Origin of the sequence: Jiella endophytica (assembly GCF_004519335.1) — a bacterium.
Taxonomy (GTDB): Bacteria; Pseudomonadota; Alphaproteobacteria; order Rhizobiales; family Rhizobiaceae; genus Jiella; species Jiella endophytica.
Window position 1 is genome coordinate 66477 of record NZ_SOZD01000005.1, and the last position, 25711, is coordinate 92187.

At 66.2% G+C, this 25711-nt stretch carries 27 protein-coding genes; 14 read left to right on the top strand and 13 right to left on the bottom strand.

Translation table 11 applies throughout. The features are described from left to right. The first annotated feature begins 31 nt into the window (after positions 1 to 31). Positions 32 to 1183, top strand: coding sequence for a divergent polysaccharide deacetylase family protein (locus tag E3C22_RS16175; protein WP_134763097.1), 1152 nt, complete (start codon positions 32 to 34; stop codon positions 1181 to 1183). Between the two features lie 48 nt (positions 1184 to 1231). Here the strand turns inward: E3C22_RS16175 and pobA are convergent, their stop codons facing one another. The 4 genes from pobA to pcaC all read right to left on the bottom strand — a co-directional run bounded on the left by pobA (position 1232) and on the right by pcaC (position 4258). Further along, positions 1232 to 2434, bottom strand: coding sequence for a 4-hydroxybenzoate 3-monooxygenase (pobA, locus tag E3C22_RS16180; protein WP_134763098.1), 1203 nt, complete (start codon positions 2432 to 2434; stop codon positions 1232 to 1234). A gap of 74 nt (positions 2435 to 2508) precedes the next feature. Continuing rightward, on the bottom strand, positions 2509 to 3135 hold the full coding sequence (pcaG, locus tag E3C22_RS16185) for a protocatechuate 3,4-dioxygenase subunit alpha (protein ID WP_134763099.1): 627 nt from the start codon (positions 3133 to 3135) through the stop codon (positions 2509 to 2511). Further along, positions 3135 to 3857, bottom strand: coding sequence for a protocatechuate 3,4-dioxygenase subunit beta (pcaH, locus tag E3C22_RS16190; protein WP_134763100.1), 723 nt, complete (start codon positions 3855 to 3857; stop codon positions 3135 to 3137). The genes pcaG and pcaH overlap by 1 nt, the downstream gene beginning before the upstream one ends. Then, positions 3854 to 4258, bottom strand: a complete 405-nt coding sequence (gene pcaC / locus E3C22_RS16195) for a 4-carboxymuconolactone decarboxylase (RefSeq protein WP_134763101.1) — start codon at positions 4256 to 4258, stop codon at positions 3854 to 3856. Before pcaC ends, pcaH begins: the two co-directional genes overlap by 4 nt. 90 nt (positions 4259 to 4348) lie before the next feature. Between pcaC and pcaQ the strand changes: the two genes are divergently transcribed. Beyond that, on the top strand, positions 4349 to 5266 hold the full coding sequence (gene pcaQ / locus E3C22_RS16200; protein ID WP_134763102.1) for a pca operon transcription factor PcaQ: 918 nt from the start codon (positions 4349 to 4351) through the stop codon (positions 5264 to 5266). A gap of 105 nt (positions 5267 to 5371) precedes the next feature. After that, complete coding sequence (locus E3C22_RS16205; RefSeq protein WP_134763103.1) at positions 5372 to 5926, top strand: hypothetical protein; 555 nt, start codon at positions 5372 to 5374, stop codon at positions 5924 to 5926. Here the strand turns inward: E3C22_RS16205 and E3C22_RS16210 are convergent. The 4 genes from E3C22_RS16210 to queF form a co-directional block, all read right to left on the bottom strand. Beyond that, complete coding sequence (locus E3C22_RS16210) at positions 5901 to 6317, bottom strand: hypothetical protein (protein ID WP_134763104.1); 417 nt, start codon at positions 6315 to 6317, stop codon at positions 5901 to 5903. The two genes, E3C22_RS16205 and E3C22_RS16210, sit on opposite strands and share 26 nt — an antisense overlap. Positions 6318 to 6533: 216 nt before the next feature. After that, complete coding sequence (locus E3C22_RS16215) at positions 6534 to 6953, bottom strand: hypothetical protein (RefSeq protein ID WP_134763105.1); 420 nt, start codon at positions 6951 to 6953, stop codon at positions 6534 to 6536. 512 nt (positions 6954 to 7465) lie between these two features. Continuing rightward, positions 7466 to 8599 (bottom strand): 3,4-dihydroxy-2-butanone-4-phosphate synthase, encoded by a 1134-nt coding sequence (gene ribB, locus E3C22_RS16220; protein ID WP_134763106.1) that lies wholly within the window; start codon positions 8597 to 8599, stop codon positions 7466 to 7468. A 104-nt stretch (positions 8600 to 8703) separates the two neighbouring features. After that, positions 8704 to 9162 carry a preQ(1) synthase gene (gene queF, locus E3C22_RS16225; protein WP_134763107.1) on the bottom strand — a complete coding sequence of 153 codons (459 nt, stop codon included), beginning with the start codon at positions 9160 to 9162 and terminating at the stop codon, positions 8704 to 8706. A gap of 183 nt (positions 9163 to 9345) precedes the next feature. On the opposite strand from queF, the gene E3C22_RS16230 reads away from it, so the two are divergent. The 7 genes from E3C22_RS16230 (at position 9346) to E3C22_RS16265 (ending at position 16917) form a co-directional block, all read left to right on the top strand. Then, positions 9346 to 10230 carry a LysR family transcriptional regulator gene (locus E3C22_RS16230; RefSeq protein WP_134763108.1) on the top strand — a complete coding sequence of 295 codons (885 nt, stop codon included), beginning with the start codon at positions 9346 to 9348 and terminating at the stop codon, positions 10228 to 10230. A 140-nt stretch (positions 10231 to 10370) separates the two neighbouring features. After that, positions 10371 to 10862, top strand: a complete 492-nt coding sequence (locus tag E3C22_RS16235; protein WP_134763109.1) for a formate dehydrogenase subunit gamma — start codon at positions 10371 to 10373, stop codon at positions 10860 to 10862. Further along, positions 10859 to 12412 (top strand): formate dehydrogenase beta subunit, encoded by a 1554-nt coding sequence (locus E3C22_RS16240; protein ID WP_134763110.1) that lies wholly within the window; start codon positions 10859 to 10861, stop codon positions 12410 to 12412. The genes E3C22_RS16235 and E3C22_RS16240 overlap by 4 nt, the downstream gene beginning before the upstream one ends. Further along, positions 12409 to 12627, top strand: coding sequence for a DUF4287 domain-containing protein (locus E3C22_RS16245; RefSeq protein WP_134763111.1), 219 nt, complete (start codon positions 12409 to 12411; stop codon positions 12625 to 12627). Before E3C22_RS16240 ends, E3C22_RS16245 begins: the two co-directional genes overlap by 4 nt. Positions 12628 to 12637: 10 nt before the next feature. Beyond that, positions 12638 to 15499, top strand: coding sequence for a formate dehydrogenase subunit alpha (fdhF, locus tag E3C22_RS16250; protein ID WP_134763112.1), 2862 nt, complete (start codon positions 12638 to 12640; stop codon positions 15497 to 15499). Positions 15500 to 15812: 313 nt separating this feature from the next. After that, a complete protein-coding gene (gene fdhD, locus E3C22_RS16260) occupies positions 15813 to 16637 on the top strand; it encodes a formate dehydrogenase accessory sulfurtransferase FdhD (RefSeq protein ID WP_245515040.1) in 825 nt (274 codons plus the stop codon). A 13-nt stretch (positions 16638 to 16650) separates the two neighbouring features. Further along, on the top strand, positions 16651 to 16917 hold the full coding sequence (locus E3C22_RS16265) for a formate dehydrogenase subunit delta (RefSeq protein WP_134763114.1): 267 nt from the start codon (positions 16651 to 16653) through the stop codon (positions 16915 to 16917). A gap of 112 nt (positions 16918 to 17029) precedes the next feature. Here E3C22_RS16265 and E3C22_RS16270 read toward each other — a convergent pair whose 3' ends face one another. Beyond that, positions 17030 to 17611, bottom strand: a complete 582-nt coding sequence (locus tag E3C22_RS16270) for a DUF1353 domain-containing protein (protein ID WP_167591801.1) — start codon at positions 17609 to 17611, stop codon at positions 17030 to 17032. 300 nt (positions 17612 to 17911) lie between these two features. On the opposite strand from E3C22_RS16270, the gene E3C22_RS16275 reads away from it, so the two are divergent. Then, a complete protein-coding gene (locus E3C22_RS16275) occupies positions 17912 to 18760 on the top strand; it encodes a polysaccharide deacetylase family protein (RefSeq protein WP_134763116.1) in 849 nt (282 codons plus the stop codon). Positions 18761 to 18863: 103 nt separating this feature from the next. Here the strand turns inward: E3C22_RS16275 and E3C22_RS16280 are convergent, their stop codons facing one another. Together E3C22_RS16280 and E3C22_RS16285 are read right to left on the bottom strand one after the other, a co-directional pair. Beyond that, on the bottom strand, positions 18864 to 19745 hold the full coding sequence (locus tag E3C22_RS16280) for an AraC family transcriptional regulator (protein WP_134763117.1): 882 nt from the start codon (positions 19743 to 19745) through the stop codon (positions 18864 to 18866). A 120-nt stretch (positions 19746 to 19865) separates the two neighbouring features. Beyond that, a complete protein-coding gene (locus E3C22_RS16285) occupies positions 19866 to 20816 on the bottom strand; it encodes a metallophosphoesterase family protein (protein ID WP_134763329.1) in 951 nt (316 codons plus the stop codon). A gap of 160 nt (positions 20817 to 20976) precedes the next feature. Between E3C22_RS16285 and E3C22_RS16290 the strand changes: the two genes are divergently transcribed. Then, positions 20977 to 21438: an NUDIX domain-containing protein gene (locus E3C22_RS16290; RefSeq protein WP_425364990.1), complete on the top strand. Its 462-nt coding sequence runs from the start codon at positions 20977 to 20979 to the stop codon at positions 21436 to 21438. On the opposite strand, the gene E3C22_RS16295 is transcribed toward E3C22_RS16290, so the two are convergent. Beyond that, positions 21429 to 22550, bottom strand: coding sequence for an alpha/beta hydrolase family protein (locus tag E3C22_RS16295; RefSeq protein WP_245515042.1), 1122 nt, complete (start codon positions 22548 to 22550; stop codon positions 21429 to 21431). The two genes, E3C22_RS16290 and E3C22_RS16295, sit on opposite strands and share 10 nt — an antisense overlap. Before the next feature lie 146 nt (positions 22551 to 22696). Here E3C22_RS16295 and E3C22_RS16300 point away from each other — a divergent pair, with 146 nt between their 5' ends. Next, a complete protein-coding gene (locus tag E3C22_RS16300) occupies positions 22697 to 23803 on the top strand; it encodes a helix-turn-helix domain-containing protein (RefSeq protein WP_134763118.1) in 1107 nt (368 codons plus the stop codon). Between the two features lie 19 nt (positions 23804 to 23822). On the opposite strand, the gene E3C22_RS16305 is transcribed toward E3C22_RS16300, so the two are convergent. Next, positions 23823 to 24815, bottom strand: coding sequence for a glutathione S-transferase family protein (locus tag E3C22_RS16305; protein WP_134763119.1), 993 nt, complete (start codon positions 24813 to 24815; stop codon positions 23823 to 23825). A 347-nt stretch (positions 24816 to 25162) separates the two neighbouring features. On the opposite strand from E3C22_RS16305, the gene E3C22_RS16310 reads away from it, so the two are divergent. Further along, entirely contained in the window at positions 25163 to 25669 is a 507-nt protein-coding gene (locus E3C22_RS16310) for a GNAT family N-acetyltransferase (RefSeq protein ID WP_134763120.1), read from the top strand. The last annotated feature ends 42 nt before the right edge of the window (positions 25670 to 25711 follow it).

Genomic DNA, 25711 nt, shown 5'->3' on the forward strand with positions numbered 1-25711 from the left:
CGCGAAAGCTTGCGCCGATAGTCGTTGATGCATGTCCATCGAAGGCGAACTCTATCGGCCCCTGGGGCTCGACCGGCCGCGGCGGCGCGCAGCGCTGCCGCTGCCCCGGCTGTCGTCCGTCCTCGTCTTCGCGGCCGCCGCGGCGATCGTCTGCGGCTCGGCCGAGACGGCCTTCGAGGGTCAGGCTCCCCGCCGCTTCGTCGATGTCCTCGCCGAACCTCCCGCAAGCCCGGCAGCCGACGTCGCGAAGGTGGCGCCGCAGCCGGTCGTCGCCAAGCCGCTGCCGCGGCCGAGCGGACCGACGATCATCAGCCCGAACCCGCAGACCGGCCGGGTGACCTTTCATGTCGAGGAGGCGACCTCCTACCGCCAGTCGCCCACCGTCGCCCATCTGCCCGATCCCGATTTCATCGAGGACAGCCAATATGGCCCGCTGCCGGTCCGCGCGGCGGACGGCAGGCGGCCCTTCGACGTCTATCGCGGCGCATCGAGCGGCAAGCCGGCGACCCGCATCGCCATCGTCGTCGGCGGCGTCGGCATCAGCCAGAGCGGCAGCATGGAGGCCGTCGACCAGCTTCCGGGCGGCGTGACCTTCGGCTTTTCGCCGGCCGGCAACAGCCTCGATCGCTGGATGCAGGCGGCGAGGCGCGGCGGCCACGAGCTCGTCCTGCAGGTGCCGCTCGAGCCGGTCGGCTATCCCGATGTCGATCCCGGTGCCGACACGCTCACGGCCAAGGCGGCGGCGGAGGGGGACTTCTCGGCGCTCTACGCCTCGCTCGGCAAGATCACCAACTATGTCGGCGTGATGAACTACATGGGCGCGGGCTTTACTGGTGACAAAGCGGCGATGGACCCGTTCATCGCAGAGCTCGGCCGGCGCGGCCTGATGTATCTCGACGACGGCACGTCGGCGCGCTCGCGCGGCAAGGACACCGCGCTTCTGGCTGGCGTGCCGGCGGCGACAGCGGACGTCCTGCTGGACGCTCAGCAGGATCCCGCGGCAATCGCCAGCCAGCTCGACATGCTGGAAAAGGTCGCGCGCGCGCAGGGCTCTGCCATCGGCGTCGCCTCGGCCTTCGACCAGTCGATCGACGTGATCGCCCGCTGGATCCCGGCGGCCGAACAGCGCGGCATCGAGATCGTGCCGGTTTCCGCGCTGGCCTACGACCCGGAGGGGCGCTGACGGTCGGTCGCTGTGCCTGAGAGCGCTACCGGTTGCGGCGCCGGGTCATCAGAATGGCAGGCCGACATAGTTCTCGGCGAGCGCCGTCTGAGCCGCCTTCGAGCTTGCGAGGAAGTCGAACTCGGCTTCCTGAATCCGCTGGCCGAAGCTGCCGTCGTCCTCGAAGCGGTGGATCATCGAGGTGAACCACCAGGAAAAGCGCTCGGCCTTCCAGACGCGGGCGAGGGCGTCCGTCGAATAGCTGTCGAGCAGGCCGGAATCCTTCTCCAGATAGTGGGCGACGAGGGCGCGCGAGAGGTAGAAGATATCGGAGACGGCGAGATTGAGCCCCTTCGCGCCGGTCGGCGGCACGATGTGGGCGGCATCGCCGGCGAGGAACAGGCTGCCGAAGCGCATCGGCTCGGCGACGAAGGAGCGCAGCGGCGCGATGGATTTTTCGACCGACGGGCCGCGCTGGAGATTGGCCGCGATGCGCTCCGGCAGCCGCGCGGCGAGCTCGTCGAAGAAGCGCTCGTCCGGCCAGTCCTCGATGCGATCCTCGAGGCTGCACTGCACATAGTAGCGCGACAGATGCGGATTGCGCAGCGAGCAGAGGGCAAAGCCCCGGGTATGATGGGCGTAGACCAGCTCTTCCTGGATCGGCGGCTGGCGGACGAGGATGCCGAGCCAGCCGAAGGGATAGACCCGCTCGAAGGTCTCGATCCTGTCGTCCGGAATGATCGTGCGGCAGACGCCATGGAAGCCGTCGCAGCCGGCGACGAAGTCGCAGTCGATCCGCTGATCGCCCCCCGCCTCGGTTCGAAAGGTGACGAAGGGCCGCCCGGTGTCGATGTCCTGCGGGCGGGCGTCCAGCGCCTCGTGGACGACCGGCACGCCGGCCTCGTCGAGGGCATCGTAGAGATCGTGCGTCACCTCGGTCTGGCCGTAGACCATCACGGTCTTGCCGCCGGAAAGTTCGCGCAGGTCGATATGCAGCGTGTCGCCCCGCCAGGCGATGTCGAAGCCGTCATGGACGAGGCCCTCGCGGTCCATCCGCGCGCCGACGCCGGCGGTGCGCAACAGATCGGTGGTGCCCTGTTCGAGGACGCCGGCGCGGATCCGCGACAGGACGTAGTCGCGGCTGCGCCGTTCGAGCACGACGCAGTCGAGCCCCGCGCGGTGGAGGAGGAGCGCCAGCAGCAGGCCGGCAGGGCCGCCGCCGACCACCACCACCTGCGTCCGCTTCGGCAGCTGGACGGCATCTGCGTTCATGCATCCTCCCTGTGACATCGCCCATCGCGAAGACCGCCGGCCGAAGGCCTCCTCCGGCCGGTCCGCCGCGGCGGTCAGATGTCGAAAAAGATCGTTTCCCTGTCGCCCTGCAGATAGATGTCGTGGCGGTAGGTCGGCAGGCCCGCCTCGACGGTCTTCGGGGCGATCAGCGTTGCGACCCGCGAGCGGTGCTCGATCCGCGACAGGATCGGGTCGGCCTCGTTGGCGGCCTCCTCGTCGCCGAAATAGAGACGGGTGTGCAGGCCGAGATTGATGCCGCGCGCGACGATCCACAAGGTGACATGCGGGGCCTGCGGCCGGCCGTCCTTGAACGGGACCTTGCCGGGCTTGACCGTGTCGAAGACGAACTCGCCGCTGGCCATGTCGCCGGGTGAGCGGCCGAAGCCGGAAAAGGCCGGATCGGCTTTGCCGCGGGTCTCCTGGGGCGACGGATAAAGGCCCGCGGCATCCGCCTGCCAGAGCTCGACGAGAGCGTCCTTCAGCGGCGTTCCGACGCCGTCGAAGACGCGGCCGACGATGCGGATGCGCTCGCCCTTCGTCTCCGGCTTCAGCATCGTGCGGCCGAGATCGTCCGGATAGACCCCCTCGATGCCGCAGAAATTCGGCGTGCAGCCGATATGAACGTAGGGGCCGGCGGTCTGCGAGGCGCTTTCCTTGAGCCGGTCGAGAGGCTGCACCATCAGTTGCCCTCCATCCGGTTCTCGAACAGCGTCGAGCGACGGCCGCGCAGCACGATGTCGAATTTGTAGGCGCGGCTGTCCATCGGCACGGTGTTGGCCATGTCGAGCGGCGCGATCAGCCTCTCGATCGCCGCCTTGTCGGGAATCGTCGCGACGATCGGGCACTTCCAGATCAGCGGGTCGCCTTCGAAATACATCTGGGTGATCAGCCGCTGGGCAAAGCCGTGGCCGAAGATCGAGAAATGGATGTGGGCCGGGCGCCAGTCATTGGGACCGTTCGGCCAGGGGTAGGGGCCGGGCTTGATGGTGCGGAAGCGGTAGGAGCCGTCCTCGCCGGAGATCGTCCGCCCGCAACCGCCGAAATTCGGATCGAGCGGTGCGAGGTAGGTCTCCTTCTTGTGGCGATAGCGCCCGCCGGCATTGGCTTGCCAGACTTCGATCAGCGCGCCGGGCACCGGGCGGCCGTCCTCGTCGAGCACCCTGCCATGAACGATGATGCGCTGACCGATCGGATCGCCGTCGCTGGCGAAATTGCGGATCAGGTCGTCGTCGAGGGTCCCGAGCGTCCCATGGCCAAACACCGGGCCGGTCATTTCGGACAGGGTGTTGTCGAGGGCGATCAGCGCCTTTTGCGGCGAGCGGGTGACGCTGGTCTTGTAGCCCGGCGTGAAGGCCGGCGGATGCCATGTGCGGTCGCGCTGATAGAAGGATCCGCCGCTCATTCTGCGCCTCCATTGTCTGCATCGATCTCGCCATAGACCTTCTTGGCGATCTTCAGCGCGTGATTGGCGGCCGGCACGCCCGAATAGACCGCGACGTGCATCAGCGCCTCGACGACATCCTCGCGGCTCGCACCGGTGTTGAGGGTGGCGCGGATATGCATGGCGAGTTCCTCGTCCTGGCCGAGACTGGCGAGCAGCGCGATCGTGACGATCGAACGCTCGCGCCTCGAAAAATGCGGACGCGACCAGACCGATCCCCAGGCGCCTTCGGTGATGAAGGTCTGGAAATCGCGGTCGATGGAGGAGATGCCAGCCTGGGCGCGGTCGACGTGGGCGTCGCCCAGCACCGCGCGGCGTGTCGCCATTCCGATTGCGTAGCGATCGTCGGCCTGTTGCGTCATATCGTCGATTCTCCTCCTGCCCACCAATATGAAAGCACGGAAAATTCATGTAAATTGAATAAGTTCCGGGTTTAGTATGACTGTTTAGTTATGGAAATTGACCGCCGTATCAAGATCCGCCACCTCAGGACGTTTGTCGAAGTGGCGCGAACGGCAAGTGTCGGACGGGCTGCGGAGGTGATGCACGTCTCCCAGCCGGCAGTTTCGAAAACCCTGGCGGAGCTGGAGACGGCGCTCGGCGCGAGGCTGATGGACCGCAACCGCAGCGGCGTGTCGCTGACGCCCGTCGGCCAAATGTTTCATGCCTATGCGAGTTCCAGCCTGGCGGCGTTGCGGCAGGGGATCGAGGGGATCACCGAGACGCTGGCCGCCGGGGGTTTGCGGCTCTCCATCGGGGCGCTTCCCTCGGTCGCGGCGCGCATCGTTCCGGACGCGACGGTGGAGATGGGCCGGGTCGCACCGGAGGTGGGGCTTGCAATCGTAACTGGACCGAATGGTTATCTACTATCCGAACTTGCGAGTGGCGCGCTCGACCTCGTCATCGGCCGACTCGGCAATCCGGAGGCGATGTCCGGGCTGAGTTTCTCGCAACTTTACTCGGAGCGCATTTCACTGGTTGTGCGCCCCGGCCATCCGCTGGTCGGCTGCACCGACGTCGCCGCCCTGTCGGACTACCAGATCGTCTTTCCCAACCGCGACGCGGCGATCCGCACCCTTGCCGAGCAGTTCTTCATCGCCCAGGGCATCCGCCAGGCCGGCCACCGCGTCGAGACGGTGTCGGAATCCTTCGGCCGCGCCTATCTGCGCAAGACCGATGCTGTCTGGGTGATCTCCTCCGGAGTGGTGGCGCTCGACGTCTCCGAAGGCATGCTCGTCGAACTGCCGATCGCGACGCGCGAGACGCTCGGCCCGGTCGGGCTGACCATGCGCGGCGACGGCGATCCGTCGCCCGCTTTGCGGCTTGTCATCGAGGCGGTGCGGCGCACCGTCACCAGGCTCGGTCTGTGAAGCTGATCCGGAACTGGCTTTTCGCGCCCGCTGTCAGGGCGACGCCGGCCGATTTAACGCAGCGTTAACCACGACGCTCGAATGTCGCCATCGGGGAGGCCCGGAATGGCGGCGCGTTCACTCTTTGTTGGGATATCTCTGTCGCTGGCGCTCGGCCTCGGCGGTTGCGCCTCGCGGCCGTCCACCTGCTACGTCACGCTGAGCTCTGCCGGACAGCCGACCGCCGAAGCCTGCGAGAGCGGGCCGGTGCTGATGGTCCGGCCGATTACCCCCACCAGCGCTGCCTATTACGTGCCGCCCTATGTGCTGGGTGCCTTGTCCTATGAGGGCTTCCTGGCCCCCGTCGAGGACACGCCGGATGCGGCCGTGCAAGAGCCGGAGGCGCCGGGTACGATCGTCGGAAGCTTCGCGGCCCGTTCGGGAGCCAAGGGCGAGCCATCCGAGGCGGCATCGGCGCTCGAAGAGGCGATCGTGCCCGACGGCGGCACCGTCGCGCCGGTGACCACCGCTGCCGATCCTTTCGCAAGCTGGATGGTGCGGGGTGCCGCACCGGCCAACCGGATCGCGCCGGAACATCCGCGGCTCGACGGCGAAGTGCGCTATCTGCGGCCCTATGAGGGGATGCCCACCCTGGCTATTTCGCCCGACCTCTTTCTATGAGGAGCGGCGTGCCGTTGATCAGCGCGTGGCCGGGCTTCAGCTTGCGAACGACCTTGGCCGGAAGACGGCCCGGCGATGCGTCGACGACGATCTGACCCTGCCGGACGTCGAAACTGTAATTGATGCCGTTGCAGACGACCGGCGTTCCGAACAGGCCCTCTGAAAAGGAATCGAGGTTGATCGTCTTGCAATTGCCGATCGGCGTCGACTGGCTGGCGCCATCGGCAAGATCGATGACGATCGCGTTGAGCCGGTAGCCTCCCGGGATCTCGGCAAATTCGAAGGCGGTCTCGAACCGCGCCAGTTCACCTTCGCTCGATGTCGGCTTCTGCTGCGGCGTATCGGCGAACGGAATGGCGATCGCGCCGGCGAGAAGGACGGTCTGGAGCATCTCGGTAGCCTCCCCAGTCGAAGCATGCCCCGGGCGGAGCATGGCTGGTCGGACGGTGGCGATCGCTCGGCACCCTATCGGCCGATTGTCGCGCCGCATTCTCCGGTTCTGGACGGCCGATCCTGCCCGAGCCAATCCTGCCCGTGCCGATCGCGTCCGGAGAAGGAGTGGAGGAGGGGGAAGACGTGACGCTCCCCCCTCGTCGATCGTCTTCGCTCAGCAGGGGACCAGGGTGTAGTGGTCCTTCTCGACGAGCTTCTTGGTCGTGATGTAAACGGCCGGGTTGCGGCGGTGGTAGATCATGCCACCGTCGACAACGTCGCCGTCCCACGACGTGCTCTCCGAGTGCACGAGCTTGCCGCGGGTGTTGTACTTGTAGGTCGACGGGACGTATTCGACGAGGTAGCACTTGCCGCCCCGTTCATCGACTTCCTTCTTGTACCATTTCGCTTCGGCGGTCCCCGCGAAGGAGACTGCACCGGCAGCGGCGATCAGCGTGAGCAGCACTTTGCGCATGAGAATAACGCCTCCGTGTTCGATGTTGCGCAACGGAAGCTTTAAATGACCGTAACCAAAGATCAATAGATTATCGCCATTTCCAATCCAAAAAGCGCGGATCGGTCGAATCTGTTCCATAACGAAACACTTTCTGTCCGATTTTGATCCATATCAACGCGTCAGTTTTCGGATATATGCTTGCTGCCGTTATCGATGCGCGCGCTGCAGAACGGGTTTCCATTTCGCAACTCGCTCGACCAGAGGCGCGTTCAGGTTGCCGGAATTGCCCGCTCATCCGGCGGCCAGACCGGCTGCCTGCTTGCGGACACGCGGTAGCCATTTCGGAAAGTCTGCAAAACGCAACGGTTTATGGCTGCCACTGTACGCGGGCATCAACGGATCGCTGAAACCGTCGCTGCATCCGGGTGCTCTACCGGCAGCGCGGCATACAACTGTGAGATCGGCGACCCTGTCTGCAGGCAGGTAAAGCCCTGATTGCAAATCAGTAAGAGATCAATAGCATTTTCGCTGTTATGCCGCAAGGGAAGAATGCCGGGTATCGACGCGAGCGGTCATGCCCTGCCGGTCTCTTTGGTCCGGACGAGAGCGAACTGGGATCGAGAATGCGGTCCCGGTCTGACCTTGCTGGGCTATTCTTCGACGATGACGGTGTCGCAGACCTCGATGCCGAAGCCCGTCAGTCCGACATAGGCCCGCTCGTGGGTGGCGAGGACGGCGATCGAGGAGACGCCGATGTCCCGCAGGATCTGGGCGCCGACGCCGACCTCGCGCCAGCGCTGGCGGCGCAGCCGGGCGCTGAGGTGCCGCTCGCCATCGGCGACCGGCTCGTCGGTTCCGCTCGGCCGGGTCTCCAGATCGTCGATCTGCGGCGAGCGCAGCAGCATGATGATGCCGTTGCCGCTCGCCTTCAGCTTTTCGACCGCGACATTGACCCAGCCTTTGCCGCCGCCGACGCGCGTCGCCATGTCGAGGATCGGCTGCTCGCGATGGATCCGGGTCGGTACGCCGTTGGCCTCGCGGACATCGCCATGGACGAAGACGACGTGCTGGGTCTCGTCGAAGGGGGTCTGGTAGATGCGGATCCGCCCGGCGAGGCCGGCGAGGGTGAAGTCCTCCTCGCGGACCAGGGTCACGAAGGATTCCCGCCGCGTGCGATAGGCAATGAGATCCTCGATCGAGATGATCTTCAGCCCGTGCTCGCGCGCGAAGGGAACGAGTTCGGGAAGCCGCTTGACGGTGCCGTCGTCATTGACGATCTCGGCGAGGACGCCGCCGGGCTCGAGGCCGGCGAGACGGGCGAGATCGGTGCCCGCCTCGGTGTGGCCGGAGCGGATGAGGACGCCGCCCTCCCGGGCGATCAGCGGGAAGACATGGCCGGGACGCACGAAATCCGTCGCCGCGCAGTTGGTGTTCATCAGCGCGCGGCACGTGTTGGCGCGCTCCTCGGCGGAGATCCCCGTCGTCATGCCGACCTTGTAGTCCACCGAGACGGTGAAGGCGGTGCGCATCGGGTCGAGATTGTTGGCGACCATCGGCGGCAGGTTCAATGCCTCGGCCCGCTCGCCGCTCATCGGCACGCAGATGATGCCGCTGGTATGGCGGATCATGAAGGCCATCTTTTCCGGCGTCGCCTTGGTGGCCGCCATGATCAGGTCGCCCTCGTTCTCGCGGTCGGCATCGTCGACGACGACGACGAGTTCACCCTCGGCGATTGCGGCGATCGCGTCTTCGATCGGGTCGAGGGTCAGGTCTTGCGAGGTCATGGTCTGTCCAGTGAAAGTGACCGCTGGCCGCTCTGTCCAGCTGAAGGGGTTCGTCCGCGAGGCTTCTACGACCTCGCCGGGCCGATGATCAATATTGGCCGGCGTCAGCCGCGGCCGCGATAGGGCGGAACGCCCTGCTCCGGCAGATAGACGCCATCGGGCGCCGGGCCGGTCTGCCAGAAGACGTCGATTGGGATGCCGCCGCGCGGATACCAGTAGCCGCCGATCCTCAGCCAGAGCGGCTTCGTTGCTTCGACGACGCGCCGGGCGATCATCACCGTGCAGTCCTCGTGAAAGGCGCCGTGGTTGCGGAAGCTGGTAAGGAACAGTTTCAGCGACTTCGATTCGACCAGCCGCGCATCCGGCGCGTAGTCGATGACGATATGGGCGAAGTCCGGCTGGCCGGTGACCGGGCAGAGCGAGGTGAATTCCGCGCAGGTGAAGCGCACGATCGCCGGCGGCCCGTCGCCGCGGGTATAGGGGACGGTTTCGAGTACGGCGTCGTCCGGAGAGGCGGCGGGCGCTGCGGCGCGGCCGAGCTGGGAAAGATTGCCAGGCTGCATGGCGGATTGCTCCGTATTGGCAAGTCGTTGAGATCCTGGCTTTAAGCGACTTGCCGCACCGCTTGGCAAGTGGTCGGATGGTCTCGGGTGGAGCACGGCTATCGTTCCGTGACCGGCGGAGCGGGTGGAGAGGCTTGGGGCGGCACTGGCAGCGCCAGGTCTGGGAGAGGGGCGCGAAGCGGAATGATCGACAAGCTGGAATATCTGATCGCGCTCGCTGCAGAGCGGCATTTCGGCCGCGCGGCGGACCGGCTGGGGATCACCCAGCCCACCCTCTCGGCGGGAATCCGTCAGCTGGAGGAGCGGCTCGGAACAACGCTGGTGAACCGTGGCTCGCGGTATCGCGGCCTGACCGAAGAGGGCGAGCGGGCGCTCTCCTGGGCCCGGCGGATCACCGACGACGTCCGGACGATGCGCGAGGAGATCCGCACGGTCAAACGGGGGCTGTCGGGTCACTTGAGGATCGGCGCGGTGCCGACGAGCCTGGCGATCGTCTCCCGGCTGACCGCGCCGTTTCATCGCCGGCACGAGGACGTGACCTTCGAGGTCACCTCGCAGACCGCGACCGAGATTCTGGCGGCGATCGAGAATTTCGAGATCGATGTCGGCCTCACCTATCTCGACGACGAACGACTGCGCCGGCTGGACACCCACGCCCTCTACGACGAGCGCTACTGCCTGGTGACCCGGCACGGCAGCGACTTCAGCGATCGCCAGCATGTGACCTGGGAGGAGGTGGCAAGCCTCAGCCTCGGCCTTCTCAGCCCGACGATGCAGAACCGCCAGATCCTCAACCGGCATCTCGGTGCCGAGGGGCGGCGGATCAGGGCGGTGATGGAATCGAACTCGATGATCGCGCTCCTGTCGCAGACCCGGCTCGCCGGCATCGCCACCGTGGTGCCGCTGCGCTCGGCCGCGGTGCTCGGTTTGGCCGACCCGCTCGTCGCGATCCCGATCACGGGGCCCGATGTCAGCTACCGAGTCGGCCTCGTCACCGCCCGACGCGAGTTGCGGCCGCCGATCGTCGCCGCGTTCTGGGAAGAAACTCAGCAGATCGACACCGTCTGACTGCGACGTCAAAGGCTTGTTCTGGCATGCCAGACGCGGCTTGGAGGGCGGTACGATAGAATCCTTCTATCGTAAGACGAGGATCGCGCCTTGATTCCTGCGCGATGCGGGTGTTCCGTCTCTGGAAGAATTCAAAATGCATGCTGGGAGGTAAGCGCTTGGTTTTTCAAGCGAGATACGACGAGGCCGAAGCCGCCGAGATCATCGGCGAGCACCGGCATCTGGAAGGGCCGCTGCTGCCGATCCTGCATGGCATTCAGGAGCGTTTCGGCCATGTTTCCGAAGAGGCCGTGCGACAGGTCGCTGCCGCGCTGAACCTGACCCGCGCCGAGGTGCACGGTGTCGTCACCTTCTATCATGACTTTCGCAAGGCGCCGGCCGGCCGGCACGTCCTCAAGGTCTGCCGGGCGGAGGCCTGCCAGGCGGCGGGCGGCGACGCGATCGCCGGCGCGATCGAGACGGCGCTGGGCGTGAAGTTCGGCGAAACGACGCCGGACGGGCAGGTGACCCTCGAGGCGGTCTATTGCCTCGGGCTCTGCGCGACGGCGCCCTCGGCCATGCTCGACCGGCGGATCGTCGGCCGGCTGTCGGAGGCGAAGATCGGCGCGCTCGTCGAGGAGGCCCGGCTGTGACGAAGCTGTTCATCCCGCTCGATTCCTTTGCCGTCGCCTGCGGCGCCGACACGATCGCGGAAGAATTCAAGCGCCTGGTCGCCGATCGCAAGCTTTCGATCGAGATCGTGCGCAACGGCTCCCGCGGCATGGCCTGGCTGGAGCCGATGATCGAGGTCGAGACGCCTGACGGGCGCATCGCCTACGGGCCCATCGAGCCCGGCGAGGCCGAGACGCTCGTCGATGCGGGCGTGCTGTCCGGCGCCGGCCATGAAAAGCGGATCGGCAAGGTCGAGGAGCATCCGTTCTTCCGGGCGCAGACGCGCCATACCTTCAAGCGCTGCGGCATCACCGATCCCCTGTCGCTCGACGACTACAAGGCCCATGGCGGGCTGAAGGGCCTCGAACGTGCGATCGGCATCGGCGCCGAAACGGTGATCGCGGAGGTCACCGATTCCGGCCTGCGGGGTCGCGGCGGCGCCGGCTTCCCGACCGGCATCAAATGGAAGACGGTCGCCGAGGCCAAGGGCGCACGGAAATACATCGTCGCCAATGCCGACGAGGGCGACAGTGGCACCTTCGCCGACCGGATGATCATGGAGGGCGATCCCTACTGCCTGATCGAGGGCATGGCGATCGCCGGCGTCGCGACCGGCGCCACCAAGGGCTACATCTATCTGCGGTCTGAATATCCGGTCGCGATCGACGTGATGCGCGAGGCGATCAGCCGGGCGCATCAGGCCGGAGTCCTCGGCGCGTCTGTCCTTGGTTCGGCCCACGTCTTCGACATCGAGGTGCGGGTCGGCGCGGGCGCCTATGTCTGCGGCGAGGAGACCTCGCTGCTCGACAGTCTCGAGGGCAAGCGCGGGCAGGTCCGGTTCAAGCCGCCGCTGCCGGCGATCCAGGGCCTGTTCGGCATGCCGACGGTGATCAACAACGTCATCACGCTGGCCTCGACGCCGGAGATCCTTTCGGCCGGCGCTGCGGCCTACAAGGACATGGGCATGGGCCGTTCGCGCGGCACCATCCCGATCCAGCTCGGCGGCAATGTCCGGCACGGCGGCCTGTTCGAGGCCCCCTTCGGCATGACGCTCGGCGAGATCGTCAACGAGATCGGCGGCGGCACGGCTTCCGGCCGGCCGGTGAGGGCGGTGCAGGTCGGCGGGCCGCTCGGCGCATACTTCCCGGTATCGCTGTTCGACACGCCATTCGACTACGAGGCCTTCGCGGCGAAGGACGGGCTGATCGGCCATGCCGGCATCGTCGTATTCGACGACACGGTCGACATGATGGCGCAGGCGAAGTTCGCATTCGAGTTCTGCGCGATCGAGAGCTGCGGCAAGTGCACGCCCTGCCGGGTGGGCGCGGTGCGCGGCTACGAGACGGTGAAGAAGATCATCGACGGCGAGCACCCGGCGGAAAACCTCGTTCTCGTCGAGGATCTCTGCAACACGATGAAGTTCGGTTCGCTCTGCGCGCTGGGCGGCTTCACACCTTATCCGGTAATGAGTGCGATCCGGCATTTCCCGGAGGATTTTCACGGAGAGCCGATGAGGGTCGCGGCGGAATGAGCGAAGCTCAGAAGGTCAAGGGCCCCGCGTCCTACTTTCCCTCGATCGAGAAAACCTACGGGAAACCGATCGATTATTGGAAGTCCCTGATCCGCGGCCGGAGCGGCATGAAACATATGGAGATCGTGAACTGGTTGAAGGCCGAGCACAGCCTCGGCCACGGCCACGCGAACGCTCTCGTCGCACATACTCTCGCTGAAAAAGCGGACAGCTAGGAGCCGATCCATGAGTCTGATCCAAGAAATCGACTACGGCACCCCGGTCTCGAAGGCCGAAAAGACCGTCACACTGACCATCGACGGCTGCGACGTCACCGTGCCCGAAGGCACGTCGCTGATGCGTGCGGCGATGGAGGCCGGCATCCAGGTGCCGAAGCTCTGCGCCACCGACATGATGGACGCCTTCGGCTCGTGCCGTCTCTGCGTCGTCGAGGTCGAGGGCCGGAACGGCACGCCCGCCTCCTGCACCACGCCGGTGGCGCCGGGCATGAAGGTCTCGACCCAGACCGAGCGGCTGAAGGCGATCCGCAAGGGGGTGATGGAGCTCTACATCTCCGACCATCCGCTCGACTGCCTGACCTGCGCCGCCAACGGCGACTGCGAGCTGCAGGACATGGCCGGAGCGGTCGGCCTGCGCGAGGTGCGCTACGGCTATGAGGGCGAGAACCACCTCGGCAAGGCGAAGGACGTCTCGAACCCCTACTTCCAGTTCGACCCGTCGAAATGCATCGTCTGTTCGCGCTGCGTGCGCGCCTGCAACGAGGTGCAGGGCACTTTCGCGCTGACGGTCGAGGGCAGGGGCTTCGACTCGATCATCTCGGCCGGCACCAGCTTCGACAATTTCTTCTCCTCCGAATGCGTCTCCTGCGGCGCCTGCGTCCAGGCCTGCCCGACCGCGACGCTCGAGGAGAAGGCGGTCGTCGAGATCGGCACGCCCGAGCACTCCGTCGTGACGACCTGCGCCTATTGCGGCGTCGGCTGCTCGTTCAAGGCCGAGATGCGCGGCGAGGAACTCGTGCGCATGGTTCCCTACAAGGACGGCAAAGCCAATCGCGGCCACTCCTGCGTCAAGGGCCGCTTCGCCCTCGGCTATGCGACCCACAAGGACCGCGTGCTCAACCCGATGATCCGCGATCACCATTCGCAGCCCTGGAAGGAGGTCTCCTGGGAGGAGGCGCTGTCCTTCACCGCGGCGAAGATCAAGGACATTCAGGCAAAATACGGCCGCGGCTCGGTCGGCGGCATCTCCTCCTCGCGCTGCACCAACGAAGAGGTCTTCGTCGTCCAGAAGCTGGTGCGCGCCGGCTTCGGCAACAACAACATCGATACCTGCGCCCGGGTCTGCCATTCGCCGACGGGCTACGGTCTCAACTCGACATTCGGCACATCGGCCGGCACCCAGGACTTCGACTCGGTCGAGGACACCGACGTCATCCTGGTCATCGGCGCCAATCCGACCGACGGCCATCCGGTCTTCGCCTCGCGGATGAAGAAGCGGCTGCGCGGCAAGCCCGGCCAGCCGGGCGCCAAGCTGATCGTCATCGACCCGCGCCGCATCGACCTGGTCGAGACGCCGCATGTGAAGGCCGACTACCATCTGCCGCTGAAGCCCGGCACCAATGTCGCGATGCTGACGGCGCTCGCCCATGTCATCGTCACCGAGGGCCTCGTCAACGAAAGCTTCGTGCGCGAGCGCTGCGAGTGGGACGAGTTCCAGGAATGGGCCGCCTTCGTTGCCGAGGAGCGGCATTCGCCGGAAGCCGTCGAGAGCGTCACCGGCGTTCCGGCCGATCTGGTGCGCAAGGCGGCGCGGCTCTATGCCACCGGCGGCAACGGCGCGATCTATTACGGCCTCGGCGTCACCGAGCACAGCCAAGGCTCGACCTCGGTGATCGCGATTGCCAACCTCGCGATGGCGACCGGCAATATCGGCCGCAAGGGCGTCGGCGTGAACCCGCTGCGCGGCCAGAACAACGTGCAGGGCTCCTGCGACATGGGCTCGTTCCCGCACGAATTGCCGGGATATCGCCACATCTCGGTCGATGCGGTGCGCGAGACCTTCGAGGATCTCTGGGGCGTCACGCTCGACAAGGAGCCGGGGCTGCGCATCCCCAACATGTTCGACGCCGCCGTCGAAGGGACGTTCAAGGGGCTCTACTGCCAGGGCGAGGACATCCTGCAGTCGGACCCCGACACCAAGCACGTCTCGGCCGGTCTCGCGGCGCTGGAACTCCTCATCGTCCACGACCTCTTCCTGAACGAGACGGCGAACTACGCCAACGTCTTCCTGCCGGGTTCGACCTTCCTGGAGAAGAACGGCACCTTCACCAATGCCGAGCGGCGCATCAACCGCGTGCGCAAGGTGATGGCGCCGAAAAACGGCTACGAGGACTGGCAGGTCACCCAGATGCTCGCACAGGCGATCGGCATGGACATGAACTATGCCCATCCCTCCGAGATCATGGCGGAAATTGCCGCGACGACGCCGTCCTTCGCCAATGTCAGCTATGAGCTTCTCGACGAGAAGGGCTCGGTGCAGTGGCCCTGCAACGAGGCCCATCCGGAAGGCTCGCCGATCATGCATGTCGACGAGTTCATGCGCGGCAAGGGCAAGTTCATCATGACGGAATATGTCGCGACGGACGAGCGGACCGGCCCGCGCTTCCCGCTGCTGCTCACCACCGGCCGCATCCTCTCCCAGTACAATGTCGGCGCCCAGACGCGGCGCACCGGCAACGTCGTCTGGCACGACCAGGACCTCCTGGAGATCCATCCGCACGATGCCGAGCAGCGGGGCGTGCGCGACGGCGACTGGGTGAAGCTCGAAAGCCGCTCCGGTTCGACCGCGATCATGGCGAAGGTGACCGACCGTGTCGCGCCGGGGGTCGTCTACACGACCTTCCACCACCCGATGACCCAGGTGAACGTCATCACCACGGACTTCTCCGACTGGGCGACCAACTGCCCGGAATACAAGGTGACGGCGGTGCAGATCTCGCCTTCCAACGGGCCGACCGAGTGGCAGGAGGACTATCGCGAGCTGACCATGGAGAGCCGGCGGATCGTGCCGGCGGAGGCGGCGGAGTAGACCTTCCGCCGGACGATATCCCGATGCGCCAGCACCCCCCTCTGTCCTGCCGGACATCTCCCCCTCAAGGGGGGAGATCGACGCTGCATAGAGGCTCGTCAAACAATCCAAGCGTAAGGGCTGTCCAGACGTCAGATTGCCGGCAATCAGCGGAAAAGCTTTCGATTTCCCCCCTCGAGGGGGAGATGTCCGGCAGGACAAAAGGGAGCATGGGGCTCTTCGTCAGTCAGAGGCTTACCGCGCATTGGCGCAGCGCCGAGGCCATTCTGTCATGACGGAGCAAACGCCTTCCACTGAAGCGCCGTGCAGCAGCGTGACCACGGTCGCCTATCGCAACGGGGCATTTCGCACCGAGACCAGAACCGTGCCGGCGGAAGTCGCCGTCGCGGTGTCGATCGGCGGGTCGACCCATGCGGTGATGATGGCAACGCCCGCCGACCTGGAAGACATGGCGGCCGGGCTGGTTCTGAACGAGGCGATCGTCGCCGGGATCGGCGAGATCGAGGAAATCGCCATCGTCGAGACCGAGGCCGGCATCGACTGCCAGATTCGGCTCGTCGAAGAACGGGCGAGGACCTACCAGACAAGGCGCCGGCAGATGACCGGGCCGGTCGGTTGCGGGCTTTGCGGCGTCGAGTCGCTGGAACTCGCGGCGCCCGCCTTGCCGACGATCGAAGCGACCGGTGCCGAACCGATCGCGCCGCAGGCAATCTGCGACGCCGTCGCGGCGATGGCGCGGCAGCAGGATCTCAGCCGGCTGACCCGGGCGGTCCATGCGGCGGCCTGGCACGACGCGTCAAAGGGCCTCGTCGTGACGCGCGAGGACGTCGGCCGGCATAACGCGCTGGACAAGGTGGCAGGACATCTCGCCCGGGCGGGGATCGACCCGCGGGGCGGCTTCCTGACGATCACCAGCCGGGTGTCGGTCGAGCTGATCCAGAAGGCCGCGCGGATGGGCTGCGGGTTGATCGCTGCGGTCTCGGCGCCGACGACTCTGGCGATTTCGCAGGCGCAGGCCGCCGGCATCACCCTCGTTGCGGTGGTGCGCGGCGCAGAATTCGAAGTCTTTTCGCATCCCGGGCGGATCGCCGGGGCGCTCGCCGGTCTGGACCGGGCGGCGAATGAACGAACAGTTTAGGGGAGAGCCGGCCATGGAGCGTGACAAGCTCGTCTATATGGCGAACCAGATCGCCAAGTTCTTCGAGTCGGCTCCGGAAGGGGCGCGTTCGAAGGGCGTTGCCGACCACATCAACAAGTTCTGGGAGCCGCGCATGCGCACCCAGCTGTTCGAGCGGTTCGACGCCGGGCGCACCAGCGAGATGAATCCGCTGGTCCTGGAGGCGATGGACGCGATCCGGCGGCCGGAGGCGCCGCAGTCTTCCGGCGCTCCCAATCAGGGCGATCCGTCGCTCGCCTGAGCGGGCCTCTGCCGTCGACACCGGTCTTCGATGGGCGCCACGGGGATACGCTCGCGCATCGCGGGGGGCTCGGTACCTGCGACCGGGTCTCGTTTTTGGTCCGCCGTTGGTTCTACATCGCCGGCACGGTATCGAGGGGAATTGCCGGCGTCACCTGCAATTTGCGGGCGATCCTCGCATCGATTTCCGCGAGCGACGGGTCGGTATCCTCGATGTCGTTCTTCAGCTCCATGAAATCGTCCATGGCCATGCCGGTGTCGAGTTCGAGGGCCCGACCGCTCTGGAAGGTCTCCAGCCCGTGGGCCGACACGACGGCCTCGTCGAGGGTCCAGTTCGGGCCGAACACGGCGACGGCGGCATACATCGACTTTGCGCGGATCAGCGAAACCCCGCCGGCACGGCAGGCGGCATAGAACATCCGGTGGACGTCCCGCGAGGGACGGGTCCTGACGTCGCAATAGTAGTCGTGGACGACCGAGGCGCGGCGATAATCGCCGACGAAGAGCGGGCCGAAGAGGGTCCAGAAGGTCTGCGGGATCGACGCGCCGTCGATGACCGCACCGCTCGGGACGTCCCAGCGGGTGCCGGCATCGTCGATGAAGGCGAAATGCTCCCGCAACTGCATGTTCCTGTCGGCGCCGCGATGCTCGATCCACGTCACCACGACCTGTCCGTCGAATCTGCCACCGGCCATTTCAGTCGCTCCCATAAGCTGCTCAAATTACACCTGAGGATTGTAGATGACGACGTTCGGTTGTCATCCCCATGGCATCGGCCCGACGATCGAAATCGATTTTCCAAAAAGCACGATGCGGTGATTCACGGAGTTGGAGCGTCCTTGGCGTGTCCGACTGGACGCATGACGCTCGGGGTGGCGCTGGCACGTGGCGTTCGAGACGGGGAGGCGGTCGGCGGGCTGGTCGCGGCGGCAACCGATGATTAACCTTAACGCCTTACCAATGCCGGGGTCAGTCACCGATCCGGGCCGGTCCCCATGCGCTTCAAGCGAGTTCTTCTTTCTGCTGCCGCCGCGGCCCTTCTTCTGTCGGGCTGTGCCAGCAACGACCGCAATTCGATGCGCCTTTCCGGCACGCCGGCAACGAGCGATTCGCCGGCTCTCGGCTACCAGCCGCCCGAGGCGGACCGGTCTTTCCCGCTTTTCCAGTCTTTCGAACCGGCCGTCGGTTCAAAGCTCACCGGCCGCACCATTGCCGTCGCCCGCTATTCGGATATCGCGCTGCGTCCGAAGGAAGTGGTGCTGACCTTCGACGACGGTCCGATGCCCGGCAAGACCCACAAGATCCTGCAAGCGCTCGGAGACTACGGCGTCAGCGCGACCTTCCTGATGGTCGGGCAGATGGCGAAGACCTACCCGAAAGTGGCCCAGGAAGTGGCGCGCGCCGGCCATACGATTGGTACTCACACGTTCCGGCACGCCAATCTCAGAACCATGAGCGACGCCGCCGCGATGGCGGAGATCCGGAAAGGCCAGATGAGCGTCGCCGAGGCCCTGCAGCCGATCGGCATGCGCCCGGCACCGTTTTTCCGCTTTCCCTATCTTGCCGATACCGCGCGGCTTCGCCACGAACTTTCGAGCGAGGGCATCGTCGCGATCGACGTCGACATCGATTCCAAGGACTACTTCCGCGATGCTCCGGCGACGGTGCGCGACAGGACGCTGCGCGCGCTCGACAAGCACGGCCGTGGCATCATTCTCCTCCACGACATCCAGGCGCGCACGGCGGCGATGCTGCCCGGCTTCCTCGCCGAGTTGCAGAAGCGCGGCTACAAGGTGGTGCGGCTGGTGCCGGCCGGAGAGGCGGCGCAGGTGGCAGGGCTCTGATACGCGCGGGCGCTGAAAGCTGCGGCCGATGCGTTTCCGCCGACTGGAAGGACCGGCGCCGTCCGCCATTGTCGAGGGGCGCGCATCCGCCCGTGCGGGATCGCTACTTTAAGGGCAGGAACAGATCCGCCATGGTCTCGTGCTCCGCCACATCCGGGAAAAAGCTCAGCCGCTGGCAGTAGATCGGAAAGTCGCGGACGTCTTCGCCACTTCGCGGAAGCCAGTCGCGATAGAGATAGAGCGCGGCGGGCTCGAGATTATCCGTATGGCCGACGACGCGCAGAACCGCACAGCGCCCGCCGGGAATCTCGCCAGCTTTCACGTCCACTGCAGTCTCCTCGGTTGGCCGGTCCATTCCGACGCAAAGGTCGACGGCATAGTCGTCCGGCGAGGTCGGGCGTCGCTCGGAACGCCAGATCGTGAAGGTGGACTCGATACTTGGATGCAGGCCGGCGGCTCTGCGCCAGACGATGAAACGCTGGATGGTCGCGCCGAGCGTTGCCGGGTCGCCCCGATGTTCCATGATCGCGACCGGAATGGCCGGCACGTCGCGGATCGTCACGTCCTCTGCGGTGAAGGTTCTCTGCACGAGCGTACTCCTCGCATCATCGAGTGGCCCGAAGGCTGCATACCAAGGCTGCCAGTCGGGAGAGTTGCGAAACGCCTTGGGCGATTGTCCGACCCGCTGGCGAAAGGCGCGGGCGAACGCTCCAGGCGCGTCATAGCCGGCATCCATCGCAATGTCGGTGACGCTATCGCAGTCCAGATAGGCGAGCCGGAACGAAGCGCGCTTCATGCGGGCGAGCTGGACGTAGCGATGCACCGACAATCCGAAGATCGCCGTGAACTGCCGGTGGAAATGAAACTTTGAAAAGGCCGCGACGGCGCTCACCGTGTCGAGATCCAGATCATCGTCGAGATGCCGGTCGATGTAGTCGAGCGCCCTCTGCATCCGGTCGTGATATGTCTGAAGCGCCGCTTTCATCGTCCCCGTCCTGTTTGACGGGACCATTTAGACGGCATCGGCCCTGGCGCGCTCGACCGATCTTGCGGTTCGATCAATCGCGCCGTTCCGCAGTGCTGCTACGTCGCTCCGACAGCGATCTCAGACCGCCGGCTTCGCGTCGGCGCGCGGCTCGGTGTCGACGGCGCGGCCGTCGGCCAGAAGCTCGCGCTCTCGCACCCAGCCGATGCCCGGCTCGTCCTCCCGCGCGCCGCGCTCGCGCTGGATCAGCTTCCATGTCGCCGGGCCGCCGGAGATTTCGAAGAGATTGTAGCGCGATGGCGGGTTTTCGCCGCCGGGCGCCTGGCTAGCCGAGGGAACGCCGACGACCGGGATCTGCTTGTCCGGCCCGTGCAGCCAGTAGAGCGTGTCGAGATGGGTGTGACCGTGCAGAACCAGCTCGGCCCCGACGTCGCGCATCACTTTGGAAAAGAACTGCTTGCCGATCAGCCGCTTGTGCCAGGCGGTGGAGCCGGAGATCGGCGGATGGTGGATCAGGACGACGCGGAACAGGCCGAGCGCTCGGGTGGTCTCCAGGAGTTTGGCAAGCCGCAGCGCCTGGCCGCGCTTGAACGTGCCGGTGGCGAAGAACGGCGCCGTCGCCTCGGCGGTCGAGACGCCGAGGATCGCGACGTTCTCGCGGATGCGGAGATAGGGAAAGGACTTGCCCGTCGAGTTCAGTGGATCGTCGCCGATCATGTAGGGATACCATTCGCGATAGGACCGTTTCAGCGCGCCCGGCACATAGGCGTCGTGATTGCCGGGAACCAGCGACACAGTCTGCGGCGTGCCGAGGTCGCGCAGCCAGATGCCCGAGGCGATCGTTTCCTTTTTGGTGGCGAGGTTGACGAGATCGCCCGTCACCGCGATGTGGTCGGGATTTTCGGCCTTGAGGTCGACGACGAGATCGCTCAGCGTGTCGCCGAACATCATCCGGCGACGGTTGCGCTGCCAGTTGTACCAGCCGGTCACCCGCTTGGAGGCGAGTTCGCGTAAGGAGAGTTGCGGTAGCGGCCCGAGATGAACGTCGGAGAGATGGGCGAGACGGAACATCAGGCGGCTTTCCTCGATTGCGGCGTTGCCGAGCCGGGCGGGATCCTGCTTGGACCAGTGGCTCTGACGGTGCAACGTCTTGTTTTCGTGGCACGACGGGCTCTCACCGCATGACGCGGACCACGCCCGGATTGTAGATGCGACAGGAGTGAGGGGAACCGTGCGGTTTCAGAAAATACTGGTCACGGCCATGCAGGGCGTGCATCTTCTGTCGCGGCCGATGACCCTCGGCGTGCGCGGCGCGGCCTTCGATGGCGAGGGGCGGATCTTCCTCGTGCGCCACACCTATCTGCCGGGATGGTACATGCCCGGCGGCGGGGTCGATCCCGGCGAGACCATCGAAGAGGCGCTGCACCGGGAGTGTGCCGAGGAGGGGAACCTCAGGCTGGCGGCACCGCCGGAGCTTTTTGCCGTCTACTACAATCGCGCCGCATCGAAGCACGACCACGTCGTCTTCTATCGCTGCGACGGCGTCACCCAGACCGAGCCGAAGCGCCCGGACCGCGAGATCGCCGAGTCGGGCTTCTTTGCCCCGGACGATCTGCCGCAGGGCATCACCGACGCGACCCGCCGGCGGATCGAGGAACTGGCCGGCGGGCGGGCGGTCGATCCCTACTGGTGAGCCGCGCTCGTTTCGCCGGGAACTGCGGCAAGGCCGAGGAACCGCGAGATGCGTTCGATCACCCTGGTGTGGATCGCCGCACGGTCGGAGCCTTCGGGATCGGTACAGACCGGATCGTCCTGCTCCTCGGCGAGGAGCCTCGCCGCTTCCGGCTTGCAGAGGCCGAGGAAGGTGAAATGGACGGCGGGCCGGATCATCTCGTAGGTGGCATCCGGCAGCCGCGCGGCGAGATCGGATCCGGATGCAGATACGTCGACGCCCCGCCAGGCGTCCGGCGACCCGAGACCGATCAACTGGACCGGCAGCGTCATTGCCCCGATGCTGTCGTCGGACAGCGCGTCGGTCATGCCGGGTTCGACGGCGACGATGGAAGAAATCCGCGGGTCGCGGACATCGGCCTCCATGCCCTCCGGCAGACGATCGAGATCGACGCCACCCTTCCGGAAGAAGACGCAGTCGCCCTGATCGGCGAAGGTCTTGCAGTAGTCGCGATATTTTTCGCGCTCGAAACGACCGCCGGCAAGATCGAGGACCGTCGTGCCGCCGAGCGAAAAGCCGAGGGCGGTGATCCGCTTCCCGTCGATCAGCGGCCCGAAGCTCGGATCGGCGAGGATCGTGTCGAGGGCCGCTGAGAGATCCTTCGCCCGCTCGTCGAGCCGGGTGGTGCGCCGGGGCGAGGAGTCGCCGGAGGTGGTGCCGGGGTGATTGACCGCGACGACCAGCGCGCCTCTCAGTGCAAGCTGTGACGACAGCCAGCCGAGACCGTCCATGTTGCCGCCGGAACCGTGGGAGAGGAGGACCAGGGGATGGCTGCCGGGCGCAGCGGCGGCGCCGACGAGGGCCATCGTGCTTTCGAAGACCGCATTGCCGCCGACCGGCGCGGCATAGATCCGGTCGCTCGCCGGATACCAGATCGAGGCCGCCACCAGGACACCGCGATGGGCTGCCCTGACGTCGAACCGGTCGTAGCCGGCCAGCGGCTCGATCCGGCTCGGGGCCGGAGGCTCGGCCGAGGGAACCGGCGCCTCATCGGAGGCGGCTTGCGCCTGAGCGCCGGGGAGGCTGGCGGCGAGGATGGCGAGGACTGCGAGTGACGAGAGCCGAAGTGTCATGACGGGTTCCTTGATGCGGGACGTTCGGGACGATGCCCGGCACCCGGGATGGACCCCTCCATCGGTTTCGCGCGTCCTGAAACCGGTTCGAGGTCGCGCAAAGCGGGTTCGAGGCCTATCAGGAAGAGACCGGAGCGGAGTTGCCGATGCTTGCCCTGCCGATCTCGATCGTCATGTCCCTTGGCCTTGCCTATCTCCTGGCGCGCCTGCTCGTCGCACGGCGGATCGCCATGCCGATGGCGGCCCTTCTCCTCGCCTGCATCATTCAGGGTTTCGTCAACGCCCTGGCGCAGTATTACGGGGTGAGGGCCTTCCTCTTCGCCCAACCCGTGACGGCCTGCTGCATCCCGCCGCTGGCCTTCCTGGCATTGAAGGCGGCTCAGGATCGCGGCGAGGTGCATGCGGCACAACTGGTGCATCTTCTCGCCCCGGCCTTCATGGGCTTCTGTCTTTGGACAGCCCGTGAGGTCATCGACGCCGCTGTCGTCGTGATCTTCGCCGGCTACGGGGCGGCGATGCTGCTCGCGCTGCGCGCCGGCGCCGACGCGCTGCCCGAGGCAAGGCTCAATGCCGGCGACTGGCCACCACTGATCTGGCGGGCGATCGCGGTGATCCTGATCGTTTCGGCATTGAGCGACCTGGCGATCGCGCTGGCGATGATGGCGGGTGCCGGCTGGCTGAAGATCTGGATCGTCAGCTTCGGCTCGAGCGGAATGCTGCTCCTGATCGGCGTCCTCGCGGCGACGCGAAGCATTGCCGAGCCGGCGGCCGATGCGGATGTCGCTGGTGCTTCTCAAGCGGCCGTTGCGGACGGGGAGGACGCTGCCGCAAGCGAGCGCGACGCGGCCATTCTCGACGATGTCGACCGGCTTCTGGTCGGCCAGAAACTCTATCGCGACGGCGACCTGACATTGTCGAGGCTGGCAAGACGCCTGGGCCTTCCGGCCAAGCGCGTTTCTGAGGCGATCAACCGCCAGACCGGCGAAAACGTCTCGCGTTATGTCAACGGCTTCCGCATCAGGGACGCCTGTGCCGCCCTGGACGCCGGCCGGTCGGTGACCGAGGCGATGCTGGCAAGCGGCTTCGTCACCAAGTCGAATTTCAACCGTGAATTTCGACGGGTGACCGGGCGGGCGCCGACCGCCTGGGCCGACGGCAGAGGTCCGAAGGCCCTCGCAGATGGATCGCGGGCCGTCGCGCTGAGGGTCCGCCTTTCAGCCGCACCAGCCGGCGCGGCCCCGCCGCAGGATTGATCCCGCCGGGCCCCTCTGGTCAGCTTGCAAAAGCGACGCTTTCCCGGCCATGGGGGCGAGCCAGATCGAGCTCGGGGCCGAGGGGCACGATGCCGGTCGGGTTGATGGTCTTGTGGCTCGAATAGTAGTGGCCCTTGATGTGCTCGAAATTCACCGTCTCGGCGATGCCCGGCCACTGGTAGAGCTCCAGCATGTAGGCCTGGATCGCCGGATAGTCGGCGATGCGCCGCAGATTGCACTTGAAGTGGCCGTGGTAGACCGCGTCGAAGCGGATCAGCGTGGTGAAGAGCCGCCAGTCGGCCTCGGTCGGCGCCTCCGAGGGAACAAGATAGCGCTGTGCCGACAGCCGGTCTTCCAGCATGCCCAGCGTCTCGAACAGCGGGTGGAAGGCCTTTTCGTAAGCCCGCTGCGTCGTCGCGAAACCGCATTTGTAGACGCCGTTGTTGACGGTGTCGTAGACGAGCGCGTTGATCTCGTCGATCGCCGCGAGATGCTCCGGCGGCGTGATGGTGACGGAATTGTCGGCAAAGGCTGAAAAGCCGGTGTCGAGAATGCGGATGATCTCGGCCGACTCGTTGTTGACGATGGTGCCTTGCTGCTTGTCCCAAAGCACCGGCACGGTGACGCGGCCGGTATAGGTCGGCTCGGCCTCAATGTAGACCTCGTAGAGCCGCTGCTTGCCGAGGACGCTATCGGGGATCGCGCCCGGCCGCTCGGAGAACACCCAGCCTTCTTCGCCCATGTGGTAGTCGACGATCGAGAGCGAGATGACGTCCTCGAGCTTCTTCAGCTTGCGGGCGATCAGCGTCCGGTGGGCCCAGGGGCAGGCGAGGGAGACATAGAGGTGGTAGCGCCCGGCCTCGGCCGGAAAGCCGCGCTGGCCGTCCGGGCCGGGCGAGCCGTCAGGCGTGATCCAGTTGCGGAACGTGGTCGTCGTCCGCTCGAAGCTGCCGCCGGTCTTCTTGGTGTCGTACCACTTGTCCTGCCACTTGCCGTCGACGAGAAGTCCCATGGCAATCGTCTCCCGAATCTCCGCTGGCCGGCCCTCGCCAAGCCCGAATGGTCTCTGCCGGCATATGATCCGCGTTCCCGGCAAGGACAATGCGAGCGCTTCCATGCGCCGGCGCGACAGTGCGTCACCACTTGCGGTGAGGAATGGTCCGGGACAGTGGACCGGACCTGCGGAAGGTGCTAACCGCAACCGCGCAGCTTGAAGGGGAAGACCGCGATGACGATCCTGCGACGACGAAAGAGGCCGAGCGCGCTGACGCGCTGACCATCCGTCGTTGGCTGCCGGTCGTTATGCGTCCGGGCGTGCGAGCGGCGGGACCGCTCGACTGACCATTTCCGGACGCCCCCATGTTTCACCTGAGCGACGTCAGGTTCCTGCCTGAACTGCCCGACCATCACGCCGCGATCGAGGCGATCGCCGACGAGGCCTTCGGGCCGGGACGCTTCGCCCGCGCCGCCGAGCGGGTGCGCGAGATGGCGGCGCACGACCCGGCGCTTTCCTTCGTCGCCGAGCATTCCGGCGCGATCATCGGATCGGTGCGGCTGACGCCGATCAGCGTCGGCGAGGCGCCGAGCCTTCTGCTCGGGCCGCTGGCTGTGCGCCCGGATTACAAGAACCGCGGCGTCGGCAAGGCGCTGATGCGGCTTGCCGCCGAGGCCGCGAAGGCAAGCGGCGAGGGCTCGATCATCCTCGTCGGCGACCCGCCCTATTATCAGCCGCTCGGCTACCGGCCGCTGACGCAGGGCAGCGTGACCATGCCGGGGCCGGTCGACCCGCGGCGGCTTTTGGGGCTGGAACTCGCCGATGGCGGGCTCGACGGCCTTGCGGGAGTGATCGGCCCGCGGCCTGTCTGAAATTCTGCCTGGTGGACGAAAGGCAATCGCGACGGCTATGCT